The 25,881-nt window shown below is 46.5% G+C and carries 21 protein-coding genes and 2 tRNA genes; 9 read left to right on the top strand and 14 right to left on the bottom strand.

Features of this window, described 5'->3' with window-relative positions:
• Window positions 1-351 precede the first annotated feature (351 nt).
• The 8 genes from PMG25_RS02275 to PMG25_RS02240 all read right to left on the bottom strand — a co-directional run bounded on the left by PMG25_RS02275 (window position 352) and on the right by PMG25_RS02240 (window position 9,241).
• Complete coding sequence (locus tag PMG25_RS02275) at window positions 352-807, bottom strand: hypothetical protein (protein ID WP_283765290.1); 456 nt, start codon at window positions 805-807, stop codon at window positions 352-354.
• Window positions 808-1,049: 242 nt separating this feature from the next.
• The gene (locus PMG25_RS02270; protein ID WP_283765289.1) at window positions 1,050-1,382 is read right to left on the bottom strand and encodes a hypothetical protein; all 333 of its coding nucleotides are present in this window, start codon (window positions 1,380-1,382) and stop codon (window positions 1,050-1,052) included.
• A 717-nt stretch (window positions 1,383-2,099) separates the two neighbouring features.
• The gene (locus PMG25_RS02265) at window positions 2,100-4,649 is read right to left on the bottom strand and encodes a VapE domain-containing protein (RefSeq protein ID WP_283765288.1); all 2,550 of its coding nucleotides are present in this window, start codon (window positions 4,647-4,649) and stop codon (window positions 2,100-2,102) included.
• A 680-nt stretch (window positions 4,650-5,329) separates the two neighbouring features.
• Window positions 5,330-6,472 (bottom strand): tyrosine-type recombinase/integrase, encoded by a 1,143-nt coding sequence (locus tag PMG25_RS02260; RefSeq protein ID WP_283765287.1) that lies wholly within the window; start codon window positions 6,470-6,472, stop codon window positions 5,330-5,332.
• Between the two features lie 210 nt (window positions 6,473-6,682).
• Window positions 6,683-6,754, bottom strand: a tRNA-Thr gene (locus PMG25_RS02255).
• A 51-nt stretch (window positions 6,755-6,805) separates the two neighbouring features.
• Window positions 6,806-6,887 (bottom strand) — tRNA-Tyr (locus tag PMG25_RS02250).
• 80 nt (window positions 6,888-6,967) lie between these two features.
• Entirely contained in the window at window positions 6,968-8,161 is a 1,194-nt protein-coding gene (locus PMG25_RS02245; protein ID WP_283765286.1) for a hemolysin family protein, read from the bottom strand.
• 99 nt (window positions 8,162-8,260) lie between these two features.
• Window positions 8,261-9,241: a FecCD family ABC transporter permease gene (locus tag PMG25_RS02240; protein ID WP_283765285.1), complete on the bottom strand. Its 981-nt coding sequence runs from the start codon at window positions 9,239-9,241 to the stop codon at window positions 8,261-8,263.
• A gap of 47 nt (window positions 9,242-9,288) precedes the next feature.
• Here PMG25_RS02240 and nth point away from each other — a divergent pair, with 47 nt between their 5' ends.
• Window positions 9,289-9,966, top strand: a complete 678-nt coding sequence (nth, locus tag PMG25_RS02235) for an endonuclease III (protein ID WP_283765284.1) — start codon at window positions 9,289-9,291, stop codon at window positions 9,964-9,966.
• Here nth and PMG25_RS02230 read toward each other — a convergent pair.
• Entirely contained in the window at window positions 9,953-10,312 is a 360-nt protein-coding gene (locus PMG25_RS02230) for an NfeD family protein (RefSeq protein WP_283765283.1), read from the bottom strand. The two genes, nth and PMG25_RS02230, sit on opposite strands and share 14 nt — an antisense overlap.
• A 216-nt stretch (window positions 10,313-10,528) precedes the next feature.
• Here PMG25_RS02230 and PMG25_RS02225 point away from each other — a divergent pair, with 216 nt between their 5' ends.
• The 5 genes from PMG25_RS02225 to PMG25_RS02205 all read left to right on the top strand — a co-directional run bounded on the left by PMG25_RS02225 (window position 10,529) and on the right by PMG25_RS02205 (window position 17,794).
• Window positions 10,529-11,599 (top strand): acyl-CoA dehydrogenase family protein, encoded by a 1,071-nt coding sequence (locus PMG25_RS02225; protein ID WP_283765282.1) that lies wholly within the window; start codon window positions 10,529-10,531, stop codon window positions 11,597-11,599.
• 106 nt (window positions 11,600-11,705) lie between these two features.
• Window positions 11,706-13,754, top strand: a complete 2,049-nt coding sequence (locus PMG25_RS02220; RefSeq protein ID WP_283765281.1) for a hypothetical protein — start codon at window positions 11,706-11,708, stop codon at window positions 13,752-13,754.
• Window positions 13,755-13,901: 147 nt separating this feature from the next.
• On the top strand, window positions 13,902-14,213 hold the full coding sequence (locus PMG25_RS02215; protein WP_283765280.1) for a DUF732 domain-containing protein: 312 nt from the start codon (window positions 13,902-13,904) through the stop codon (window positions 14,211-14,213).
• A 63-nt stretch (window positions 14,214-14,276) separates the two neighbouring features.
• Window positions 14,277-16,061: an SLC13 family permease gene (locus PMG25_RS02210; RefSeq protein WP_283765279.1), complete on the top strand. Its 1,785-nt coding sequence runs from the start codon at window positions 14,277-14,279 to the stop codon at window positions 16,059-16,061.
• A gap of 116 nt (window positions 16,062-16,177) precedes the next feature.
• On the top strand, window positions 16,178-17,794 hold the full coding sequence (locus PMG25_RS02205; protein ID WP_283765278.1) for a SpoIID/LytB domain-containing protein: 1,617 nt from the start codon (window positions 16,178-16,180) through the stop codon (window positions 17,792-17,794).
• 90 nt (window positions 17,795-17,884) lie between these two features.
• Here the strand turns inward: PMG25_RS02205 and PMG25_RS02200 are convergent, their stop codons facing one another.
• The 5 genes from PMG25_RS02200 to PMG25_RS02180 form a co-directional block, all read right to left on the bottom strand.
• Window positions 17,885-18,526: a TVP38/TMEM64 family protein gene (locus PMG25_RS02200; RefSeq protein WP_283765277.1), complete on the bottom strand. Its 642-nt coding sequence runs from the start codon at window positions 18,524-18,526 to the stop codon at window positions 17,885-17,887.
• A gap of 5 nt (window positions 18,527-18,531) precedes the next feature.
• A complete protein-coding gene (locus tag PMG25_RS02195; protein ID WP_283765276.1) occupies window positions 18,532-19,719 on the bottom strand; it encodes a hypothetical protein in 1,188 nt (395 codons plus the stop codon).
• A 16-nt stretch (window positions 19,720-19,735) separates the two neighbouring features.
• Window positions 19,736-21,217: an MBOAT family O-acyltransferase gene (locus tag PMG25_RS02190; protein WP_283765275.1), complete on the bottom strand. Its 1,482-nt coding sequence runs from the start codon at window positions 21,215-21,217 to the stop codon at window positions 19,736-19,738.
• A 151-nt stretch (window positions 21,218-21,368) separates the two neighbouring features.
• Complete coding sequence (gene rsmG, locus PMG25_RS02185; RefSeq protein WP_283765274.1) at window positions 21,369-22,130, bottom strand: 16S rRNA (guanine(527)-N(7))-methyltransferase RsmG; 762 nt, start codon at window positions 22,128-22,130, stop codon at window positions 21,369-21,371.
• Window positions 22,131-22,174: 44 nt separating this feature from the next.
• Window positions 22,175-22,807 carry an ABC transporter ATP-binding protein gene (locus PMG25_RS02180; RefSeq protein WP_283765273.1) on the bottom strand — a complete coding sequence of 211 codons (633 nt, stop codon included), beginning with the start codon at window positions 22,805-22,807 and terminating at the stop codon, window positions 22,175-22,177.
• A 99-nt stretch (window positions 22,808-22,906) separates the two neighbouring features.
• Between PMG25_RS02180 and PMG25_RS02175 the strand changes: the two genes are divergently transcribed.
• The 3 genes from PMG25_RS02175 to PMG25_RS02165 all read left to right on the top strand — a co-directional run bounded on the left by PMG25_RS02175 (window position 22,907) and on the right by PMG25_RS02165 (window position 25,856).
• Window positions 22,907-23,875, top strand: a complete 969-nt coding sequence (locus tag PMG25_RS02175) for a Sll0314/Alr1548 family TPR repeat-containing protein (protein ID WP_283765272.1) — start codon at window positions 22,907-22,909, stop codon at window positions 23,873-23,875.
• 25 nt (window positions 23,876-23,900) lie between these two features.
• On the top strand, window positions 23,901-24,407 hold the full coding sequence (locus tag PMG25_RS02170) for a DUF4112 domain-containing protein (RefSeq protein ID WP_283765271.1): 507 nt from the start codon (window positions 23,901-23,903) through the stop codon (window positions 24,405-24,407).
• 120 nt (window positions 24,408-24,527) lie between these two features.
• Window positions 24,528-25,856 carry an aminopeptidase P N-terminal domain-containing protein gene (locus PMG25_RS02165; protein ID WP_347178719.1) on the top strand — a complete coding sequence of 443 codons (1,329 nt, stop codon included), beginning with the start codon at window positions 24,528-24,530 and terminating at the stop codon, window positions 25,854-25,856.
• The last annotated feature ends 25 nt before the right edge of the window (window positions 25,857-25,881 follow it).

Raw genomic sequence — 25,881 nt, 5'->3', positions numbered from 1 at the left:
TACATTCTATCTTGCCTTTATTCGATTGTGTCCGTGTTGTGTCCACAGTTGAAGAAGTTGAATAAATAATCATGGTTGATGAGAGAATCAACTTTTATGGCAAAAAAAAGAGAGAGTAAGTTGTTATGCTTACTCTCTCTGTTGATTAACTAATCATCTTTACCTACAGCATTTAATGCAGCTATTCCTATACAAAAACACCTTAGATGGTTGAGAGATTGGCTCAAAGCACGTGACACCATTGATGTGTTTAACGTGCTAATACCTTGTGTGGTGATATTAACGGCTATAGTCTACATGCTCAGATAATTAAAAAACCGAGTAAGTCATCACACTTACTCGGTTAATGGGCTACAAATATCTCATACAACTATCCCCTTCATTCTCTAACCCCACATACGTTGCCATTAAACGCCCTCTATCACTTCTCAACCCACGCTGTAAACTCTCTGGGCTATCTGGGTTATCCACTCTCTCCCACCAATAACCAAATCTATCCGTCACCCTATGACCCGGTAGGATTGCCCTCATCATCTTATGGGTAAAGTGACCGGTTCTCATTAACTGTTCCTTGTTCAGCACTTTACCCGCGTAAGGGTTGAGTTTTGGTTTGGGGGTGAGTATCTCATCAACCTTAGCCCGGTGACTTTTCTTGGCTTCATCACGCCCTGATCGGGGAGATGAGATGATTTCCTTGTCACCCTCTAGCCGGTAAACAATCCCCCCATCATCAAAGTCAACGGTAATGATTTTGCGCTTCAAAAGTTCGGCAACAATCTGGGATGAAATGTAAACCCCATCAGACATAGAACCATAGCCAATCTTCTCTAGTAGCGCTTTGGTCTGGTCAGATAGCGTTAACGTTGTTCGGTTCCGATTAGAACCCTCTTTTCTTGACGCTTGAGAGTGTAGACCTATCTTCTGTGTATGCATAATTAGTGTAATAGTGATTGACGGTGATGTTGATTGTATGCATAAACAGTTTCACTGTCAATAAAAAACCCCCATCAATCGTGGGGGTTTTACCCTAAATATTTACCCTAAGATTTCTACAGCATAGTAGGCGTGGTTATACGTGAATTATCAAACCACCATGCACGCTCATTGGGGTCTGATGCCATGTCCTCAAGCCAAGATTGAACCCTTGGGTCAGGAGATGTAAGATGGGGGTCAAATTGGACGTAATAAACCCACTCATTAACATCTAAATCGTATGAAACGCAGTCAATAGTATGGGTATACTCTTCAGGCAATCCATTAACTTTAACCTTGTCACCCACGTTAAACCTATTCATCTCTGGAATAGCAGACTTATCAACGTAGGTGTAATAAACGCGGTCATCATGCCCAACATATGTGGGGACTAACACTTGGTGTGTCATAATCAAAAGGCTCCAATTGTGGTACTGACACAGTTGGGGAAGTCCTAGGGTAGTGCGTCACCACTACTCTCAGGGCGTTCAATCCAAAACTGATAACTCCCATCATAAGCTTGACTGTCAGTTAAATCAATACGCTATATCTAATGATATCGATCAATAAAACTCTATTGTACAGTAGCGCTCTGGCTTCACCCCCGTACTACTCAACCCATGCTCATAGCGCCTCAAATTTGAGCTACAAGACGCTTCACCCCCCTAAATGACCAATCATACAGCCAACCCCTCTAACTCTACGATGCCCACAGGGTAAGGGTTTCAGCCGTCAAGTAATACATAGCATATTACATGCTGCATATATAACTACAGGATGTCACACACTACATTGCACATTACTACTGTACAGTAGAGCTATGGGTTGCAATAGACTTTAACGATAATATGCAACGCACATTATAAGTAAAAATCTATGATTTAATGCAGACTACTACCGTACAGTAGGTTTATTGCACATTACCAATCTGCGTTAAGTCACATCATTGCACATTACCCAAAAAAACGTTTTGTTTTCACTCTGTACTATCACAACCCTATAGGAGTTTGATAGTACAGAGTGAAAACAAAGTGAAAGTTATCAAGCCATGACAAAAGGAAATTGTGGCTACCTATGACGATAGCCACGTGAGGATGATTGCCAGGAATTTTATTCTTCCCTAGGGGTCAGCTCATCAGCCTAGGGGTCAGCTCATCAGAGGGGTAGTAGATGTCTTTTTTCCACTCCTCTTCTCTACTTGTTCCAACGTTGATTTTTAACCCCCATTTCCCGTCCTCATCCTTGGGGTGAGTGATAACCCCTTCCCTAGAGTTACCCTGAGCATCTTTAACCCAAACTTTGTCACCTACAGAGTAGCCGTCGGACTCTTCTCTAGGCGATAACCCTTCTGACGGGAATCGGTGGCTCATCCACTCTCCTTTACTGTTCTTGAACTCTACTCCCCACTCCCCATATCTATCAGGGGGGTTAGTAATGGTTCCCTCCCGTTTACCGTTGGCGGTAGTGACCCAAACGTTATCCCCCCTAGAGAACGGTAAGTCATTCTGATTGAAAGTTTGGGGTTTTACTGTCTCAACTGTCTTATTATCCTGTACCCCTTGCCCTGTATGGGTTTGAGGGTGAGACAGTAGACTGTCTTGAACTGTCTTGTTACTGTCTTGTCTGTCTTGTTCTGCATCCCCATCATCATTGGTTGAGACAGACGAGACAGTGTGAGACAGTGGGTTTTGTTGTACTGTCTTGTTGTCAAAAGCTTGTGCTGACTGGGTTCCAGCGTCTTGAGACAGTTGAGACAGTGAATTCCCAAAGTTTTGATTGAGTTTGTCTAGGGATTCAATAGCCCATCCTCTAACCTGCTTTCCGTTCCGGTAAAACTTCTCTGGTTGATAGCCCAAATGGGTCAAGCAATCTTTAATCCGTCTTGACTCCTTTGAGTTGTGGGATTTAGGCTCAGGCATGTCTAGATGCTCAAAGCAGTCTTTGACCGTAGTTGTCTGTTCTCCCCTTTCAAGTAGTGCATCCCTGAGAAACTCTACCCATGGGTCTTGAGACTCATAACCCTCATTGTTGATGGCTAACGCTTCCTCTTCAAACTCCGTTAGATACCACTTTTCACCCTTAGCCCATAGAGCGTATGCAGCGCCCCATATTTGGTCACGCTCTTGAGTGAGTAACTCACGATTAACCCGTCCGTTACAGGAGATAACCCAAAACCGTCTAGAGCCAGTGGGGTCATTGAGAAACTGGGTTTGGTTGGTTGTGCCACAGATGACAAACCCCCGCTTACACTTCTCTGTCTTGCGTCCGTAGGGGGGTCTAATTTGGTCAGTGGTTGCTGACATTGACTGCTTTATTTTGCTGATAGCCGTCTTGCTGAAAGCGTTTTCAATCTCTGCCAACTCAATAACCCATGATTGGTGAGCCTTTAATAGCTCGTCTTTGTTGCTGCTATCTAGCTTGTCCAGAGAGTCGGTAAACCAGTCACCAGCAAGGACGTTAAAGAATGTGGATTTACCGATACCTTGGGAACCATGGAGAACTAGCGCTGTATCCATCTTGCATCCTGGTGTCATAGCCCTAGCTACAGCGCCTATAAGCCACTTGACCAGGAAGGTTTGATGTAATGAGTCACTTGTGCCTAGATAGCGTCTAGCAATGTCATTTAGAACCGATACGTCATCCCCATACTTCTCATGACATCCCTTGAGATACTCCTGTATGGGGTGGTAGCTGTCCTTCTTAGCTTCAATGCCTAGGACACGATAGAACGTATCAACGGAAGTGTACAGGTCAGAATCAGCACAGCCACGCACCCATAGCGCATCACCATCTACACCCTCACCGGGGGATGACTCAATCTCTTTAGACAGTTCGTTAAACCTGAGATGAACCCCTAAACCATTAATGGCTAATTGAGCCTTTTCAATGGGGGAGAGTTTAGCGCTACCGCTTCCCTTCCTTTGGTCAGTTTTTCCTTTGGCTTTTGGCTCTGGGAATTGCTTCTCCCATTGAGCGATAGTCATTGCGGTCTTGATGACCTTATCAAAGTCGCCACCGTTGACGATAAAATCATCCATTCCTTTAACGTCCTTGATTGTCAGCTTCTCACGGGTTGGGATGTCGGTTGCTTCCCACGTCCCAACTCGTACCTTACACCCCCTATCTTCTAATACTTTCGCCAGCTTACGCCATGCTCGGTAAACGTCCGGGTTTACCCTAAAGTCAGAGTCAGGGATTAGGGTTACGGGTCTATCCTTCCCACAGAACGCTCTTAGGGTGTCTACCAACTCAGTTGATTCCGGTTTGAGTCCCATTGTGCAACCTGGAATGGACAGAGTTATATAACCGTTCTCAAGTCCACACGCTGCCTTTTTTGCCCCTTCTGTGATGACGATAGGGAGGTTATCAAAAGCGGTCATCAGAACCCATAGTTCCTTGTCGGATTTAACCGTAGACAAGTGCTGTTGATTTTTTTGGGCTACCAGTGGAAAGTCACTTAACCGACCACCAAGAAGGAGAGCATCATAACTACAGCCCTCTCCTTCTTGTCTCTTCCTGCATTTGTACTTAGCGCCATTACCAGGGTTCTTTAACCGCAATTGCCAAGACTTCCTATTTGGTTTCCCATCAGCATCTATACCGGTAACGGTGAACCCAGATTCATGATGTTTGAACTGCTTTAACAGGGTTGGGTTAGTGATTCCCGATTTTGCCATCTGTTGAGCAAACCAATCCTCTAGCGAAACGTGGGAATGATTCTCATTTTGTGGTATACTGGTAGTATTAGAAGAACTACCCGTTGCGGACACGACGGTATTTGTATTACTATTGTACATTAATCTTTTAGTGTTTTTGAATGACCGGTAGGGGTGACCTCCGGTCGTTTCTTTTTTGTGGTTACCCCACATTCAATCATTTTACATTAACTCTCTCTAATTAAAGTCTTTCAATTACCTCTAACGCTTCCTTTATTTTGGCTTTAATCTTACCCCCTGAGTTAGCTTTTAACGATAGAGCGTCATTCAATATTTTAACGACTTTATCTAACTCACGATGTTGACTAGGTGGCTGTAAATCCCCACAATCTAGCGCCCTAGCGTAAGCTAAAACGTCATCTATTAGCGTCACTGGTATCCTTACCGGTTTAGTCTCCTTACATGATTTCCACTTGCTATGAACGGGTCTTAATCCAGTTGTGTTACTCTTGTGCTTCATTTTAGGTTACCTACTTTCTCTCTACCGTACAGTAGCATAGTAGGCAAGGGCAAGAGCTATTATGCTTTTTTCTTATAATTAAAATAGTGATGATAGATAAGTGTCTACTGTTCAATAGGTGCAAGTATCACAGCTATTTACCCTAAAAATTTACCCTAAATTCTTTTCAACACATACCCATTTACATCTCTGGTAACTCTACGCTTGCATCAGGTGAGAAGTAATGCCGGTCTAACATCTCTCCTGATGTCTCAAATAGATGAGCAATGGTGGCTCTATCTACACCCATTCTAAGATAGAAGCTTGCAGAGGTGTTTCTAAGGTTGTATGTGGGCAACTTCTGTTTAATCAATCCATCATTATACAACCCATCGATTACCCTCTTAAACACTCTGTTAGTAAAATTTTGTAGATTGATGTAGCCACCAGTAATAGATGAAAAAACCAGACAGCTTAATAAGTCTGGTTTCAATGCGTTCTTACAGTTAGTCACCCCTTCATCTATGTCTGCTGCTACAGGTAAAAAGTAGCCGTTAACCATTGGGACAAGATTCAGTCCCATAAGTGCATCCATCAAACAATCATTCAGTCTGTCATTAATAGGAAAATAGCGGGTTTTTCCATTTTTGGTTCCCTTGAGAACACCTAATGAATAGGATTTATTGAAGCGTATTTTCCCCCCTTCAATATCACCCCAGGTTAGCGCTATCGCCTCACCTGGTCTGCAACCGGTCAACACCAAAAACTCAACAAACCGATAATAGTTGCTATGTGAATAAGCGCTTTTATGTGGGCAATATTTATCGCTTTTGAGTGCCTCTAAGATAGCTGCTACTTCATCTACTGAGTAAGCCTTCTGTGTTCGGTTGCTGTCTCTTTTTTGTTGTTTCCTACTGGGTAGTTGTTTTTTGACTTTTCCCCAATAACTTTCTGCTATCTTTCCATGCTCATAGGCAAGGTTACTTGCTGCAATGATGTTATTCAACAATCTCTCAAGTGTTGCACCACCATAATAGAGAAGTAAAGCGGTTACTAACCCTTTGGCGCTATGTGAAATTAGTTCACTCGGTGATAATCGCCCAATAGCGTTGTCAACCATTGCCCAATGGTTCTTTTGTGTGGTTAACGGTGCATCGTTGCGCTTGATATCTTTGTAAAACTCCCAAACGTCATCTAATCCCCATTGAAGTGACTCCTCCAAAAACGTCACCATTCTATTTTCGTTGTCGATATGATTCTGGCTGTACGCTTGCAGGGATGGGTCAAACTTGCCTAAATGGATATCCCGTTTAATCTGACCGATTACACTTTGGGTGATACTCATGTCTAATGGGTCATCATACCTACCCAAATTTGATAGAGTGTATCGCTTACCTAGGTACGACCATCTTAGGCGTATATACCCATTACGATTTTCTGGTTGAATTTTTGGTAATCGCTTTTTCATAGTGATTTGTGGGTTTAGTTTGTCCACAAACACACAATGAGTCACTTAAGGGGTTAACCCAATCAACGAAACCGTTACCAGTAAGGAAGCCCGTGACGAGGATTGAACTCGTGACCTCACCCTTACCAAGGGTGTGCTCTACCACTGAGCTACACGGGCAGTGTATTGACTACATCCTAATTCTGAACTCTAGGTCAGAAGAGGCGGTGATGGGCCGAGCTGGATTTGAACCAGCGTAGGCATTGCCAGCGGATTTACAGTCCGCCCCCATTAACCACTCGGGCATCGACCCTTTCGCTCACCGACTTCCTAATTTAGCATAAGGTTTAGTAAAAACACAACCCCCTAGGAATTTTTTTTTGAGATTGGGATTTATCGATCTGGGGAATTGTCAGAAGATGCTGGTGGGCGGGGCGATCGCCCCCTTCCGGGTAAGCCAGGAATCCATCGCCGATCCTTAGCCGGTTTAGCCGTTTTTCCTGGACGGGGAGGACGATGGGGAAAGTCACTCTCATCATAAATTTCCCCCACCAACTCTTCTAAGACATCTTCGAGGGTAACCAGTCCCACCGTTCCGCCATACTCATCCACAACGATCGCCAAATGAATCCGACTTTGGAGCATTTCCTTTAACAAATCGCTCACCTCTTTGACCTCTGGCACATAAACCGGGGAATCCATTGCCGTCGTTATCGGAGCAGAATTGCGCTCTCCTGGAGGTAGATTTTTCAGGGTTTGCAGGGCACGTTTAAGGTGAACCACCCCTAGGATTTGATCTTTCGACTCTTCCTGAACAGGAATGCGGGAAAATCCGGTTTCCAAACAGAGATTCACCAACTCTTGCAACGTCGCTTCATGGGAAATCGTCCGCATATCAATCCGGGGTTTGACCACATCTTTAGCAGTTAGCTCATCGAGCATCAGTGCCTTATTAAGCAACTCATGCTTATAGAAATCCAGTTTGCCCTTACCGCCCAAAATTTCAATCATCAGTTGCAAATCTTGCAGGGAAGCGTCATCCTGGGTAGCATTGCCCTGGAAAAAGCGAATCGCACTTTGGGCGATCCATTCCAGAAAATCGATAATCCCGATCGCCGATAATGCACGGGATAGCCAATAAATGGGTAGCACCACCGCCTTAAAAAAGGCCAACACATTATTGATAGCCAGGGATTTAGGCGTAATTTCACCAAAAATCAACACCAGAAATGTAATCACCGCCGTTGCCACCCCTAACCCTGCATTGCCCAACCAGAGGGCAAACAGGTTACTGGTTAGGACAGCCGAAAAATTATTAATCAGGTTATTACCCACGAGGAGAGTGGTAATAAACCTGGTTCGTTGTTCTAAAACCAGGCGAAAAATGCCTTGAGGGTCTCCCTGTTCTTTAATCAGGGCGCGAAGTTTAAAGTTATCGAGGGCAGTAATAGCAGTTTCTGAGCCAGAGAAGCAAGCGGAGAGGACTAACATGACGATTAAAACCGTCGCATCTAGCCAGATGGAGCCAAGCAAAGGGCCACTTTCAGCCGCCGCCAGCACAGGGGAAGTAAGAGGGTGGGGAATCACCAGAATCTTGGATAAGAAAGCAATACTTCATTATGGATGATTCTTGATGGCATTCAAGGGGGATTTGAGCCAAGTTTTCCACCCCAGACGATCTTGAGATTACATCGATCGCCGATAGAGTAACCAGACAAACAAAGGGGAACCCAACAGAGCCGTCACCGCACCTACGGGTAATTCCACTGCACCCAACCGGGAGAGCAAGTCCGCCAACGTTAGCACCCAAGCGCCTCCGAGAGCCGAGAGGGGAATAATCCAGCGATAATCATTACCACCAATGAGTAAGCGAATACCATGGGGAACAATCAGACCCACAAAACCGATTAATCCGGCAATACTGACCGCGCCAGCCGCCAGTAAGGTAGCCGTAGAGCCAATGAGGAGACGCGATCGCCCCAAGGATACGCCTAATCCTACCGCTAAATCATCGCCTAAATTGAGTACATTGAGCGATCGGGCTAAGAGAATAGCGCCGATCAACGCCACCAGCAAATAGGGAGCCGCCACCCGCACCTCCGACCATCCCCGACCATTCAAGCTACCCACCAACCAATTGAGCGCCTGCTGAATGCGGCTATCGGCCGATAATAACAGCAACGTGGTCTGAACCGCCCCAAACAGGGAAGAGATCGCCACACCGCCTAAAATCAACCGCTCTACAGAGATGCCATTCCCACTGCGAGCCAACCCATAAACCAGAGTCGTGGTTAAAACCGCCCCTAACCAAGCCCCCAAAGGTATCCAACTTTGGGCAATTCCCAAGGTCACCATTGCCACCGAGACTAAACCCGCACCCGCAGAAATACCGAGTAAAAAGGGAGTCGCTAAAGGATTGCGTAACATCCCTTGCAACAACGCGCCAGAGGTTCCCAAAGCTGAACCTACGCAAACCGCCGCCACGACTCTAGGAAGTCGCAACTGCCAAATAATCGTTTGATTCACCCCATCTCCCTGATGCCAGAGAGCCTGCCAGAGTTCAGTTTGCGTCAGGGGAACCGCACCAAACGAGAGAGAAAGGGCTAAGGTTAAGCCTAAGCCAACGCCGATCAACAGGAAAATGGAGAGGATACGAACCGGGGTCATTGAATTTGATATAACAATTAAAATGAATTGACATTATCCAAGTATCGATGAATATCACCCGCAAATGGTCAGCCAAACAGCAAAGAGCCAGGGAAATCCTTATTCGGCTGAAGCGTTTGTATCCTGATGCTACCTGCACGTTAACCTATGAAACCCCCGTACAGTTGTTGGTGGCAACCATTTTATCCGCCCAATGCACGGATGAGCGAGTGAATCAAGTCACGCCAGAATTATTCCGACGCTATCCGGATGCCCCCAGGTTAGCGGATGCACCGTTAGAGGAATTGGAGGCTTTGGTGCGATCGACCGGATTCTATCGCAATAAAGCTAAAAATATAAAAGGGGCTTGTCAAGCGATCGAGCAAGAATTTGGCGGCCAAGTGCCTAAAAGAATGGAAGAATTGCTCACACTTCCCGGAGTCGCTCGCAAAACCGCCAATGTTGTCCTCGCCCACGGTTTTGGCATCAATATGGGGGTAACCGTTGATACTCATGTCAAGCGTTTAAGCGATCGCCTAGGCTTAACCGAACACAAAGATCCCATTCGGGTAGAGCGAGACCTCATGCGTCTTCTCCCCCAACCCGATTGGGAAAACTGGTCAATCCGCCTCATTTACCATGGTCGCGCCATTTGTAAGGCGAAAAAACCCGATTGTGATAATTGTCAGTTAGCAGATTTATGTCCGTTTAATCAAGCTACAGACCTCGCCTCTAAGGAGAAATAAAGGGGGTTTCGGCTGTCGCCGACATGAAAGGGGGAGATCTTAAGGAAGACGCTACAGGTGTGACCCATAACGTGATATTCTGTCGTTGAATGACCCTCACCTCCTGACCTGCGAGCAACGTTGTCTCTTCGGTGCAGGTGGCCGGCCACCATGACCCTCGGTAATACACCCGTCCCCGTCCATAGGGAGGAATGGGTTGGTGAACCACACCTTCCCCTTCCAGAAAAACCACGGGGTCAGAGCTTGTCCAGGGTAAGGGAAGTGTGGCAACTTGAGACGATGGTGCAAACCAACCGCAAACCTGTTGCCACAGGTTGACCCTGGGATGTGTTGTGTCCAGATTCATAGAGTTGTCTCCAATGTGAACCCACTCCTCTGTCACCAGTCACTTTTATGTGACATTGCTATTCTGGCTGAATGTCTCCCGACTTGTCAAGAGGTTGCCCTGTAGATTTACACAAACCGTTACAAAACGAGAATCGACAAGGGTTATTCAGTAATAATAGGGTTGGTTCCCGATCGCGATTTTCCAGCGCTATTATCTTGGTTCGATTCAGAAACTATGCAAGCCCCTACTTCCTTCAATCTGTGGCAACTCACGGAAGATTATCTAGAAACAGCTCCCAATCCAGAGGCAATGGAGGAAAAAACGGCGGTTTTGCGCCAAGGATTGGCGGGTTTAGGGGGGCGATCGCTCCTGGCGCTGAATGTTCCGGCTCAATGGAGTGGAATTGAAGCCAGTCAAGGGGATTATTTGGGTTTCTTAGAGAGATTAACGCGCTATTCGGGTACGTTAGCTTTTACCCAAGCCCAACATCAAACGGCTGGCTCTTTTATTGCGGGTGGTGAGAATCAACGCCTGAAAATGGATTATCTACCGAAAATGCGATCGGGTGAGCGTTTGATCGGTGTATCTTATGCTCATGTGCGCCGGGAAAAACCGACCTTAGAAGCGACAAAAGTTGATGGCGGTTATCTGTTATCTGGATATCTGCCTTGGATCACGGGCTGGAATTTGTTTCAAGAAGCGGTGATTGCTGCGAGATTACCGGATGGGTGCATTCTTTTTGCGATCATTCCTTTGGTTTCATCGGTTAGGGGAGATTTACGCTTTTCTCCACCGATGGCTTTGGCAGCGATGGCATCCACGAATACGGTGAGCGCTCAATGCGATCGCTATTTCATTGCCGATCGCCAGGTGGTTGCTATTCGATCGCCCGATTGGATCATCAACAAGGATCGCAACAGTGTTTTAAATCCAACGTTTCCGTTGCTAGGATTAGCTAGAGCCAGCTTAGATTTAGTGGAGAAAGCCAGCCAAAAACAGACTGAGATTGTCCCTCATAGTGTAGCTTTATCCGATCGACTGGAGAAGTGTCGTCAACAGATTTACCGGGCGAAGGAGCAACAGCATTTATCCCTGGAGCAAGAGGTGCAATTACGCGCTCAGGCGATCGCCTTAACCCATGAATGTACATTAGCAGCGATCCTGGTTTCTAGGGGCAGGGCAAACCAAACCGATCACCCAGGGCAACGGATTTACCGAGAAGCTTTGGTTTTAAGTGTCATTGGACATACCGATACAGTCATGGAAGCGACGCTAAAATATCTCGTGAGTGCAGAAAAGGTTTAGAAGATTGTCCAACTCGATTCTAGGGCTGGCCCAAGAAGACACCAATTAAGTTAGGATCGGACGTAATTTAGCAACCTTGATGGGCACGAACTGCAAACCAGCCACCATGAAAGCCTGGGAATTTCTGATTCAAAAAGATGGCGATCGCGCCTGGTTACCCTTAGAACCCCCTAGCGTCGAAGTGTTAGAGGGACACTATCGTTTGGTGTTGCGATCGCCCTATCCGCACACGGCGATCGAAATTCATCTCAGCTACCAACTGCAAGCTTCATCCCCTCCCCAAATTCAAACCCGTCAGCACCGCACCAATAAAGAAGGCCTGATGGTCGTCTTTCCCTACACTTATCTGAAACCGGGACTGTGGGACATTTCTTGTATTGCCCAACCCGCAGACCAACCGCCCCAAACCTATCAGGTTTCTCTAGAAGCATTATGTTTCGATCCAGAACCGGATGAAATTGCAGAGGACATCGAACCGCAAGAATCTGAAGAATCTGAAGAACCGCAAGAACCGCAAGAATCTGAAGAATCTGAAGAACCTGAAGAACCTGAAGCTTATGATAGTAGCTTCTTTGACGTGCCTCCCCCTCCAGAACGTCCCCAACCCAATCCAGTCTTAGACCCCTCATCCTCTTGGGAACAAGTGGATCTCTCTTCCGTGAAACTGATCCTCGATCGCACCATGTATGTTGCCCAAAGTAACAGTCCCATTACCCTCACGGGGCAGTTGCGCGGCGATCGCCCCCAAACCTTTTCCCAACCTATCGGTCTGCAACTGGCGATCGCCCTGAAAAATCCCCAAAACTTAGAAACCCTGCAAGAATTCAAACACCAGCTTATTCTACAAAGCTTGCCCGTTCCCTTTGAATATCGCTTTAACTTACCCGACTCAATCTCCCTATGCTTTATCCTGGGACAGGCTCAACTCTTTGACTCCTGGCCCACTCCAGCTCTACCCGCTCAGGGGCCGCAAACGCCCCCAACTCCCCTAACCGAAACCCAATTTAGCCTCACCATGGGCTTAGAACAATTGATGGAAGCCATTACAGTTCAACGGGATACAGAAGAAGCTGCCCATCCTCCGATCCTACCGTTCCCCTTAACCGGTGATCCCATAACTGCGCCTCCTCCTGTTAACCCCCCTTCAGTTAATCTCGACCTCTTCAACATTGCCAAACACTCCCCCCCAGAGAGCGATCGCTCCTGGGAATCCTCTGTATCCTCTTCCCTTCCTCCCCAACTGTTTTCCCCCTCTGACTCTCCCAAAGTCAAATATCTACAATTGCCTTCCCTCAACGGCAGCCCATCCCCTCCTGAGCAGGATTTACCCCAACTGCCGCCCTCGTCTGAACCGGAAAAACCGAAGCCCAAACTCACCTTACCGCCCCTGAATCTGAACCGCGAATCCCAGGAAGAGATCCCCGAACCTCCGGAACCGTCTCCTCCTTCCCCAGTGGATGAAGCGTTTCACTCCTTACACCTGCAAGATAAATTTAGCGAGCGACTCAACGATCTGGCTAAAGAGGCCGAAGATTGGGTAGAGGATGGTATGGATGCTGAAGCGGATGAGGCGATCGCGGCAGAATTTGAGGAGGATGGGGACGATGATGTGATTGAGGGAGAGTTTGTCGATCCCGATTCTGACTATCCTTTAGAAGGTAGATCGGATTTTCCCAAGCTTCTAGCCCCAGCCGCAGAGTCTCAAGAAATTGTCTTAGATCCCGGCGATCGCCAGCCGGAGCGATCGCCGGAGGCAGAAGAGCCATCTGTATCTGAGTCGCTTTCTTCTCTTCCCTCTGTTCCGATGCCGATTTTGGAAGCACCAGAGCGGGACTGGATCGCAGAAGAAGTGATTCCCATCAAAGCCACTTTAGCCACGCGATCGGCCAATATCCACATTAAATACTGGTTAGTGGATGCCCAAACCCGCACCCTGTTAGAGGAACCGCGCTGGCTCGTCGATCTGGTTCCAGAGGGTTACGATCGCCGCAGCATCCTGTTTAACTTTAGTGTCCCCAAAGGAGCCATGGAAATCCAAGTTGAGGCGATCGCCGTGGAACTGCTCACCCAACGGGAAAGCCATAAAACCAGTTTTCGCCGCCTGATTATTCCCCCCAACTTACCCGAAGTCAACTTTGAGGAACTCGAACCCTAGGGCCATTCCGGATGCTATTGCTAAACTAGGAACAACCCTAAAATGTAATGGTAATTCTTTCCCATGTCCCTTTTCTCTAAGCTTTCCTGCCTTAGCCTAACCCCCCTGCTCTTTAGCCTGATCTCTCCGGCATTGGCTCAACTACCCATGAACCAATCCGTCAGTTTTGACGACTTCCTTCCCACCCTATTAACCCCTGTGGAAAGTCAAGCGTATCAGGCGATCGGCCAAGAGCAAGCCCTAGAGTTAGGCCAACAAACATGCAGTGCCTTAAACTCTGGACAAACCCTAGAAGAGCATGTCCGTAATGTTGCCCAACAACTGGTATCAGACGGCATCACCGAAGAACAAGCCCAGGCGATCGGAGGATTAAGTGGTAAAGTGATCGTTGCTGCTGTAGCCACCCTTTGCCCCCAACACACTACCCAATTACAACAGCTAGAACTCCCCCTTCGTTAAAACACGCAACCATCATCAGGGAACAGCATCTCAATTTCTGTTCTAAATCATCTCTACCCAACTATGCCCATTATTCTCACGCTGACTGTTGTTGTTCTTGGTTTAATTTCTTTCATTACTGAATGGCTTCCTGCCGATATTACCGCCCTCTCCATCACCGTTGCTTTAATGTTACTGGGATTGGTCACTCCTGAAGAAGGAATTTCTGGATTTAGTAATCCTGCCACAGTCACCGTGATGGCCATGTTTATCCTCAGTGCAGGCATTACCAAAACTGGCGTGATTCAAGTTGTCCGTAACTGGATACTTCGTTGGGCAGGAGATCGCCCTTCTCAACAAATTTTTGTCATGGGTTCAATTGTCGGGCCCATCTCAGGATTTATTAATAATACCGCCATTGTTGCTATTTTTTTACCCATTATTGAAGAATGGAGTAAGCGCAAAAAAATTTCTCCCAGTAAACTGCTTATTCCCCTATCCTATTCCACCATTTTAGGTGGATTGCTTACCTTAATTGGCACATCTACCAATATTCTTGCGAGTGGTGTCTCTGCCCAACTTGGTTATGGTGAATTTTCTGTTTTTCAATTTACTAAATTAGGGTTACTGGTCTTTATCGTCGGCTTAACTTATCTGTCTTTAGTCGCGCCCAAATTGCTGCCGAATCACCTGGATGATAACCTAGTGACAGAAGATTATAACCTCAGAGACTATGTAAGTGAAGTGGTGATTAGTCCTCGATCGAGCTTGATTGGAAAAACGTTACAAAAAACCAGAATTCAGCGTAAATTTGATGTAGATGTCCTGGAAATTATCCGGGATAAACAGCGCTTTTCTCAACCTATCGCGGATAAGGTTTTGAATGCGGGGGATATTCTTGTCATTCGCAGCAGTCGCGAGGAATTACTGAAAATTAGAGAAGCTAAGGGACTCGAAATTTTAGCTGATGTCAAATTTCAAGAACAACCGATAGAAAAAGTGATTGCTTCTGGCGAAGAAAAAATTGCTGAAGTTCTCATTTTATCCAATTCTCGATTGATTGGCACAACCTTAAAAGACTTGCGATTTCGCCAACGCTACAATGCGACGGTGTTAGCGATTAGAAGAGGGTCTGAAATTGTCCAAGGACGATTGGGGAAAATTCCTCTAAAGTTTGGTGACTTGCTCTTGGTTCAAGGGCCAAAACAGAGTTTTTTGGGTTTACAAACTACCCGTGAACTCTTGGTTTTAGAACAAAAGAAAGTAGATATTTTAAGGCGTAAAAAAGCTTGGATTGCTTTAGGGATTACAACTGGAGTAATTCTGTTAGCTGCCTTTAATATCATTCCGATTTTAGTCAGTGCTTTAACCGGGGTGGTGCTAATGATTGTAACTGGATGTTTAAAACCAGGAGAAGTTTATGGGGCTGTACGTTGGGATGTGATTTTTCTGCTGGCGGGCTTACTTCCTCTAGGTATAGCCATGAACAAATCTGGGGCAACCCAATGGTTGGCTGAAAATTTGATCGGTTTAGGAGGCCACTTATCCGGTTATTGGATACTCTTATTTTTCTTTATTATTACTTCCCTGCTCACAGAAATTCTTTCTAATAATGCTTCAGTGATTCTGATGTTACCGATCGCCGTAGAAGTGGCTAAAACCCTAGACTTAAACCCCTACGCCTTTATGTACGCTGTTGTGTTTGCCGCTTCCAATAGTTTTATGACTCCCATTGGATATCAAACGAATGCTATGGTATATAGTCCCGGAGGCTATAAATTTTTTGACTTTACCAAAGTGGGCGCACCGTTGAGTCTGTTAATGATGTTGACAGTTCCCCTCTTAATTACCTTTATCTATGGTTTGTAGGCTATAGGATAACTTTCCGGTGGAACAATAGGCGATCGCTGTATTCAGAATCTATGTACAGTATAAAGATGTCAGCCCGACGGGAGAGTGGGAACGTCATGATCCAGTTTAAAACAATGGGAATTCAACCGAAACAGTGGGTAAGCGCGGCGATGATGTCGTTGGCGATGGTGGGGTTGTCAGCCCTTCCAGGATGGTCTCAGGTCGATCGCCTGCTAAAAATTGGGATTGAGCAACGGTTTGGCGATCAAGCGGGGGAAACCTTAACCTTAAATGCATTACCGGGCGATCGCCTCACCCTACGCTATGCCACCACAGAGGGAGAAGGAACCCTAGAAACCAATAGCCTTAAACTCCAGATTGAGATGAAACCCCTACCCCAACCCATGGTTGAGGAACGGGTTGTATTGAGTACCCATCGCAGCTTTGAAAGCGCCGAACATGATGCCCAACAATGGCGCGAACGGGGCTTAGAAGTGGAAATTGCCAATCCCAAACGCTGGCAAGTTTGGGCCAAGCGAGAAGTCTACAATACGCCCCTACTGCGCCGTATGTTGCTCGATAGCTTAAAGTCTGAAGGCAATACCATTGCCCATATCGAGACGAAAGTCTTACGCACCTATCCCCAACCCTACTGGGTGGTGAATGGGTATCGATATAACCGGCGTTCCCTAGAGATCGACAGTGGCAGCGATCGCATTCAAGTCGTACATACCGGAGGAACCACCCGACTCTATGGCGGTTCCTTGCGAATGCAGCCCAACGCCTATGGGGATTACACCTTGGTCAATTTTGTCCCCTTAGAGACCTATTTACGGGGCGTGGTTCCCCATGAAATTGGCCCCCAAGCCCCCCCCGCAGCCGTGGAAGCCCAAGCCATTCTAGCCCGAACCTATACCCTGAGAAATCTACGCCGGTTTGCCATTGATGACTATGAACTCTGTGCGACCACCGATTGTCAAGTGTATTGGGGGTTAGGGGATGCTTCTGCTAGAGCGGATCGGGCAATTTCCGCGACGCGCTCTTTAGTGGCTACCTATGAGAATGAATTAGTCGATGCCCTCTATTCTTCCACCACTGGGGGCATCACTGCACCCTTTGAAGATGTTTGGAATGGCCCAGCACGGCCCTATCTGCAAGCGAGGGTTGATTCTACCGGGGCAATTTGGGATTTATCCTGGAAAAGCCTAGGTAACGAAGCGAATTTACGGGAATTTCTGAACCTGAAACAGGGATTTAATGAAACCGGATGGAACCGTTTCCGGTGGCGTTATAGCACCTCCTTAAAAGACATGGCGGAATTTTTAAACAAATATTTGAGCAACCGCAACCATCCCATGGCCGGAATTCAAAAAATTGAGAGCGTCAAAGTCACGGAACGAGCGCCATCGGGTCGAGTCTTAACCATGGAAGTGCAAACCGATAAGGGGCCCTTAGAAATCAGCAAAGACCAAATTCGCAACGCCTTCTATCCTCCCATTAGCACCCTCTTTTATCTTGACCCCATGTTGGATGAGAATCAAGCGCTCAAAGGCTATACCTTCGTCGGCGGTGGCTTTGGCCATGGGGTAGGATTGAGTCAGACTGGGGCCTATAACTTGGCAGAGTTGGGTTGGAGCGGGGAGCAAATCGTGCAATTTTACTTCCCCGGAACCCAAATTCAACCCTTGAATGAGGCGATCGTTTTTTGGCGCGATCCGATGGTAACAGAAAATAGCGACGATCAAGGTTAACCAAAAAAACAGTAGGGGCTTGCCTCTTTTTCGCCCCTACCCACTTTAAAATTTTTCGGCTGTCGCCGACATGAACATTTTTAATTGATACTATTCCGGTGGCATCCGATGGCGGCGATACCAGGTTGCCATCCCCACCAACAGACTCGAAAGAGCCAGAGCGCCCAACAAGGGTAAAATTTCCCCCGTTTTTATCGCCTTCACTCCCTCACTTCCTAACAAAATAAACGGAAATAAACCCAACACCGTTCCCACCACCGTTCCCAATAGATAATCCTTTACCCTCACGGAAGTTAATCCCGCCGCCAAATTCACAATTCCGAAGGGAATAATCGGCAATAACCGAATAGAAAACACATAAAACAGGCCTCCGTAAGCAATGTCTGCATCCATCGCCTGCCAATAGCCTTTTAACCGTTCCGAGACTCTCTTTCGTCCTAGGGTGCGCGTAAAGGCAAATCCAATTAAGGCACAAATAATCGAGGCTAAACTTGTCCACAATAAACCCAACCCAGGGCCAAAAAGAACTCCTGCCATTAAATTCAGAGGAGTTGTCGGTAAAATTAGCAAGGTGGAAATGATATAAATGCCCATAAACAGGAGGGGAGTCCCCATTCCCATTCCTTGCAACTCCTGCTCTAGTTGCTCGAACTCTAATTCACTGAGCCAATAAAAGGCGATGATTGTGCCGACTATACCCAGAATAAATAACAAGAATAAAATGTGCTTCATTACAATTATTGTTTAAAGTTTTTGTTGGCATCTGCCTGAATCAATTGAACAAACTCCACAGATTCAGGGTATTCTTGCTGCCATCGATCGCGATCTTGACGATTTTTTTCTAAAACTCGATCCAGGTTATCACGGGTTAAGAGAACTCCAAACTCTGGGGGAACGTTTTCTTCTTGATAACCTAAAACGCGATTGAGAACCCAATCGCCAATGGGCTTTGTATAATGGGAATCATCTACATAATAATCCATTCTTTCGCTTAACTGCTCTTGGTTAACTGAGTTATAATCAGAAAAATCCCAAACCGATCCCATTAACTCTACGACTTCCCGCTTCCACTGTTCAAAAACTGGCCATTTTCCACTGGCATAAATGGACTGTAATCTAATTCCATGGGTGGGAGAAATAAACACGCTTAATTCCACTTTGTTTTGTTGACAAAGTTCTACAATTTTTTTGAAATCTTGCATATACTTTTCCGACAAATTATAATTTTGATGCTCTATAAAAAACAGTTTAGTTGACCCTTGAAAGCGAATTTGTGTGTTGCCATCATGAATTTTGAAGTAGGGTAAAAACCCTTTATGTGCTGAAAATTGCTTGGATTTAGGAGTGTCAAAATTAGCTTGTATGGTTTCCTGGCTACTGGCTAAGGTGTCTAAGGATAAAGTAGTATTGAGCCGATCTTTCCAAGCAACGTGCTTTTTCTCTAAACGATATTCAGCAAAACCGGGCTGATTTTTGATGTGGCGATCGAAGGTAAAAAAATCGAGTCCTAAAATGACTCGCTTAAGTCTAGGGTTGTTCGCCAAAGTATGTTCTAAATATCGTCTAATTTCATAGATATTTGCGCCATTGAGACCTAAATTATAAACTGGGGGAAAAGACTCTAGAGCGGGATGATCCGGATCTAAGCCTCGTTTGACTCTGGATGAACCGAGTAAAATGGTGTTGGGTTGAAGGTGAATAATGTCTATGGCTTTATAGAGTCGGTCATTGTCTTCTTTTTTGGGTTTATACTCATTGAGTTCCCGCAAAATAAAAAAATCATTATAAACTCCGTAGGGATCGATGAGAAAATTGAATCCACCGACGATCGCCAGAGGTAGGAGAATCCAAAACCCAAATAAAAGGTTAAAGGCAATCCATGGATGGGGATTCTTGCGGCGCTTTTTGGGATGTTGATCTAACACGGTTTTTCTCCTAATGCTAAAATTGGAAATAGAGAAACTCGGAAACTCGATTCAGGGACAATAGGGCGATTGCGGTTAGCAGTCCTACGCCGGTTGCCCAGTAAGCATTGAGTTTAAATTTAGCCATTAGTTCTTGAGTGTTGGGGCAATATTTAACGGCTAAGGTGAGGCAGAAGAGAATCAGGAAGGGTAAGCTTTGGCTTTGCCAAAATTCGGGTAAATAGTTAAAGGAGTACCAGGATTGAAAGGTGATGTTAAATGGAGTCAAGAATGGGATGTTGTCTAAGGAATTAGTGGGTAAGATGATGCCGTTTACGCCGCTCATGGTTTGTAAGAGGGTGAGGCTATCAGGGAGGGTTTTGGCTCTAAAGATGACCCAGGCAATCATAACAGAGAGGAAGGCGATCGCCCAGGAGAGAAGTTGGGGTAAGATGAGGTTGAGTTTGCGCCAGAGATGATTAATACAGAGATAGACTCCATGGAGTCCTCCCCAGATGACATACGTCCAACCTGCACCATGCCAGAGTCCGCCGAGTAGCATGGTGATGATTAAATGGGTATAGTGGCGAATTTCGCCTTTTCGGTTGCCTCCTAGGGGGATGTAAAGGTAGTCTCGTAAGAAATGGGATAGGGTGATATGCCAACGTTGCCAAAAGTCGCGGATGGAGGTGGCTTTGTAGGGGGAGTTAAAGTTAATGGGAAGATGAATGTTAAATAGGAGTCCTAATGCGATCGCCATATCGGAGTAGCCAGAGAAGTCAAAGTAGAGTTGATAGGTATAACTCAATACGCCAACCCAGGCTTCTAGAAAGGTGACTTCACTAGCATGATCGAAGACAGGAGCTACCCAGAGGGAGAGGCGATCGGCAATTAAGACTTTTTTACACAAACCTAGGCTAAATAAGACACACCCTTGGGTGAAGTTTTCGTAGCAGAAAATGTAGGTTTTGAGAGCGCGAAACTGGGGAATGAGTTGATTGTGTCGTAAAATTGGCCCGGCAATCAGTTGGGGAAAAAAGATGACAAATAGGCCATAGGTTAAGGGATCGTAGTTTAGGGCTTGGGTTTCTCCTCGATAGGCATCGACTAGATAAGCAATCTGGGTAAAGGTATAAAAGGAGATAGCTAAGGGCAGAATAATGTCGGGAATGGAGAGATGGGTGGGCAGAATTGAGTTGACCGAATTGACCAAAAAATGGGCATATTTGTAATATCCAATCAGGACTAAATTAACTCCAATGCCAATCCAGAGAAGGGTTTTAGCGGATTTCGTTTGAGGTTGACTTTGGGCGATCGCTTTCCCCATTTGATAATTAAACCCCACGGAAAGCAACAGCAGAGGCAAGTAGGCAATATTCCAATAGCCATAAAACACTAAGGAGGCAACGGTTAACCATACCCGACTGGCTTGAATCAGCTTAAACCGATTTAAGCCGATCCAGACGGTTAAAGTTAGGGGTAAAAAGAGGAAAATAAAAATATAGGAATTGAACAGCATAGGGCAGATGATTCAGGTGGTTTATTTATAGCCTTTCTTGCTGGGTTCAACCCCCTTCTCCCTTCGACTTCGCTCAGGGCAGCGCCTGCGGGAGAAGGGGGTAGGGGGATGAGGGGCAGTGGTTTATCACTGATTGAGGTTGGCGATATACTTATTGCTTACGCACATAAACACAGTGGCGCGTAGCTTGGCTTAAGGGAGTTACAAAGGCATCAATCCAGGTTAACTGTCCCCTTAAACTGCGTAGGGTTTGCTGGAGGAGTTTTTCTTCTTCCAGACTCCAACGCCCTCGATATAAAATGACCAAACCTCCCGGTTTCAAAAAGGGAAAGGCATACTGTAAACAAACTTCAGCTTTGGCAACGGCTCGGATTAAACAAAAATCATACTGTTGATGATAGTCCGGTTGATGATGGATTTGTTCGGCTCTACCGGCCTGAGCCTTGACATGGGGTAAATTTAGGGTGGCGATCGCCTCTTCTAAAAACAAGATCTTCTTCTGGGTACTATCGAGCAATGTTAACTCTAACTGTGGATATCCAGATCCCAACGCAAAGGCCACCGGAAGCCCCGGAAAACCGCCCCCTGTGCCAATATCCAGACCTCGCAAGGGTCGATCCTTGGGCCAAGGTTGGAGGGGGACATCTGGCGCTTCAGGCGAAGAGAGACAAAAGGCTAGAGGGCGAAGGGAGTCCCATAAATGTTTTTCCCAAAACTCCGTTGGCTCCGTAATGCGGGTTAAATTCATGTGGCGATTCCCGGCTAAAATTAAGCCATAGAGCTGCTGGAATTGGTTGAGTTGGCTGGGGGTGGGTTGCCAATTCATGGTCTGTTGCCAAATCTCCAGAGAAGGAGGTAAGGAAGGAATAGATTGGGAAACCTCTAACACTGCGATCGCACCACACCTAAACATTTTGCTCTGTTCACCAGCAGCTTATCACGATCGCGATCGCCATTCTAGAGCTTGACCGCCGTTAACTCTCCCTGATTTAAATGCCAAGAGCGATCGGCTAAACTCACCAACTCATCGGGATCGTGGGTAACAATCATCAACGTCCAATGGGACTTAATCTTAGCCAACAATTGCACCAATTGCCGACGCATCGACCAATCTAAACCCGCCGTCGGTTCATCCAACATTAAAATACTCGGTTGACGGATAAGCTGCACTGCCAACGCCAAACGGCGCTGTTGACCTCCACTGAGAGCATGGGGAGAAGTTTGCAACGATAGATGATCTAACCCCACCTCCATCAACGCTTCCTTCACCCGATCTAAATCTAACTCTGGATGACCCAAGCGCAACTCGTCCAGAATCGTACTGCCGCAAAAATGCCGTTCGGGAAACTGAAACACTAATCCCGCCAATTGTTGCATATCCTCAGCAATCAACACTTGCTCGCGCCAGCGAATTTCTCCCGCCGTGGGATAAACTAAACCCGCCAAAATTTCCATCAGGGTACTTTTTCCGGAGCCACTAGGGCCAATAATTAATCCCAATTCTTGGGGCCCCAATTCTAAGTTAATGGCCTTGAGAACCGGATCGGGAATCGCTGGGGGATGATACGTTAAGTTTTTCAGATAGAGCATGGGGGATAGGGGAATGGGAACTTTTCATGAAAGATGCATCATCATATCGAGTATACTATCGGACTAGAACACAACGGATTGCTGTTCCGTTAAACTCCTATGAAAAACCGGCTTAACCTCTTTCAATTTTGCTCCGGTTTGGCGATCGCCAGTTGCCTGCACCTGAGCTTTTTTACCCCTGCCCTACAAGCGGGCGATCCCTTCCGCGAACAAAATCCCCAGCCCATTGGCGACCATACCGAAGCTGCATTTAAGGCGATTTTTATTGGTGGAGATTATCCCCAAGGGCAACAGTATCTACAACAAGCCAGACAGACAGAGGCTGACGATCCTTTGGTGTATGCCATGATTGCTTCTATGGCCTATATTGACCAAGATTGGGAGCAATTGGGAGAGTATGCCACCCAAACCCGTGAAGTGGCCAAGGCTTTAGTAGAAGAGAACCCCTTACGGGGCAATGTGTATATGGCAGTGGGCCATTTTATGGAAGGGGGTTATGCCTTGGCTAAAGATGGGCCAGTGAGGGGAGCGCCTCAAGCATTAAATCAGTTACAGGAGGTACTGAAGTTTATCAAGGAAGCTGAACGGATTCAGTCTGACGATCCAGAGTTGAATTTAATTAAGGGATATATGGACTTGATGTTAGCCGTAAATTTACCCTTTGCCGATCCTCAACAGGCGATCGCCCGTTTAGAAAACCTTGCCCGTCCCCAGTATCTGGCCTATCGTGGCATTGCCATGGCCTATCGCGATTTAGGCGACTACTCCAACGCCCTCGAATATGTTAATTTAGCCTTAACTGCGACCCCCAATCATCCCGAAGTCCATTATCTCAAAGCCCAGATTCTCAAAGAACTCGAACAATGGCAAGCCGCCCAAGGTTTTTTCAATCAGGCCTTATCTCGGCCACAAATTTTACCCAAATATTTAGTCGCCCAAATCTTTTTTGAATCCTGCCAAAATCAGCGTAAACTTGACCAAAAACCGCGCAACTGTGATGCTCTACGCGACCCCATTAAAGAAGGCAATCAAATCTGGGGGCCAGAACGTTTACCCTCTTTAGATTAAAATAAAACTTCATTATGGATTCATCATGGAAGACAGGAATCGGGAACCAGAAAGAGAACAGGGAAGCAAACTGTATCGGATTCAACGTTTGCGGCGTTTAAGTCAACTCTTGGATAACGCTCTGCCGATTCCGGGCTTAAATTACCGCGTGGGACTCGATCCAATTATTGGCTTAATTCCTGGGGGTGGAGATATGGTGAGCGCCATTTTATCGGCTTATATTGTCCTAGAGGCGACCCGGTTTCGATTACCCAAAGAAACTCTAGGACGCATGGTGATGAATATCCTCATCGATACCCTGACGGGAATTGTCCCCGTTTTAGGTGATATTTTCGATCTGACCTGGAAAGCCAACGCCATGAATATGCAATTACTCGAAGAACATTTACAAGCGCCTAAATCCAGTGAAGCAGCCGATCGCGGATTTATTATTGTCATGATTCTCATTTTAGCCCTGATCGTTGTCGGTATTACCAGTTTTGGCCTGTTCCTGCTCTGGGGATTAACTGCTTTAATGAATTCACTATTTTAAGTCTATCGGCAGAAACCGCTATAAGATGTAATCAATTGCAAAGAGTCAATATTTAACTGAATCATCACAGGAGGTTCAATTCGCGTGGTTTCATCCCTCTCCGAGGCCGTTTCCGTACACCTGCAAGACGAATATCGCCAACGTCGGGAACGAGTAATGGCGAAAATGCCAACCAGTACAGCCATTTTTCGCAGCGCTCCCCTAGCGGTGATGCACCGGGATGTGGAGCATCCTTTTCGCCAAGAGAGCGATTTTTTCTATCTGACGGGGTTTAACGAACCGGAAGCGGTGGCGGTTTTAGCGCCTCACCATGAGGAACACCGGTTTATTTTGTTTGTGCAACCGAAGGAGTGGGAGAAGGAGGTTTGGAGCGGTTACCGCGTCGGAGTCGAGGATGCGAAGGCGGTTTATGGTGCGGATGAAGCCTATCCTATTGGGGAGTTGGAGGAAAAATTACCCCAATATTTGGCGAAAGCCGATCGCCTGTACTATCACTTTGGCATCGACGAAACGTTTAATCAGACCCTTTTGAAGCAGTGGCAATCGTTACTGAGGCAATACCCAAAAAAAGGGTTTGGCCCCACAGCTCTCGAAGACCCGATGACTCTGTTGCATCCCCTACGCTTGGTGAAGAGTGAGACGGAATTGGAGCTGATGCGTAAGGCGATCGCTATTTCTGTAGAAGCTCACCATTTAGCCTGGGATATGGCTAAACCGGGTATTTATGAGTATGAAATTCAAGCGGAAATGGAGCGCCTCTTCCGTCGTCGTGGAGGGGTTGGCCCGGCTTATCCGTCCATTGTGGCTTCTGGCCCCAATGCCTGTGTTCTCCATTACATCGAAAATTCCCGCGCCCTAGAAGCGGGGGATTTACTTCTGATTGATGCGGGCTGTTCCTATGGTTATTACAACGGTGATATTACTCGGACTTATCCCGTAGGCGGCAAGTATGGCATGGAACAACGGGTGATTTATGAGATTGTCCTGGAAGCCCAACGGCAGGCGATCGCCCAAATCAAACCCGGTAATCCCTTTAGCGCCGTTCATGATACCGCCGTTCAAGTGCTGGTGGAAGGGATGATCGAATTAGGCTTTTTAGTCGGAGAACCGGAAGAACTGATTAAGGAAAACAAGTATAAGCCCTATTACATGCATCGTACCAGCCATTGGCTCGGTCTAGATGTCCATGATGTGGGAGCCTATAAACAAAATGAGGAAGAGTCCCAACTGCTACAACCGGGTCAAGTGTTAACCGTAGAACCAGGGATGTACATTGCCCCCTTGGTTAAACCCGCAGAAGAGCAACCGGAAGTCCCCCCCCAATGGCGCGGTATCGGAGTCCGCATCGAAGATGATGTTTTAGTCACCGCAACCGGGTGTGAAGTGCTGACGGCTGGCATTCCCAAAATGCCGGAAGAACTGGAAGGGCATTACAGCGCTTCGCGCTAGGCAAAAGGCAAGAGGCAAAAGGCAA

This window comes from Roseofilum capinflatum BLCC-M114 (assembly GCF_030068505.1).
In the GTDB taxonomy this organism is placed as follows: domain Bacteria; phylum Cyanobacteriota; class Cyanobacteriia; order Cyanobacteriales; family Desertifilaceae; genus Roseofilum; species Roseofilum capinflatum.
Note: the sequence above shows the minus strand (reverse complement) of the source record. Positions and strands in the feature narration are given on the sequence as shown.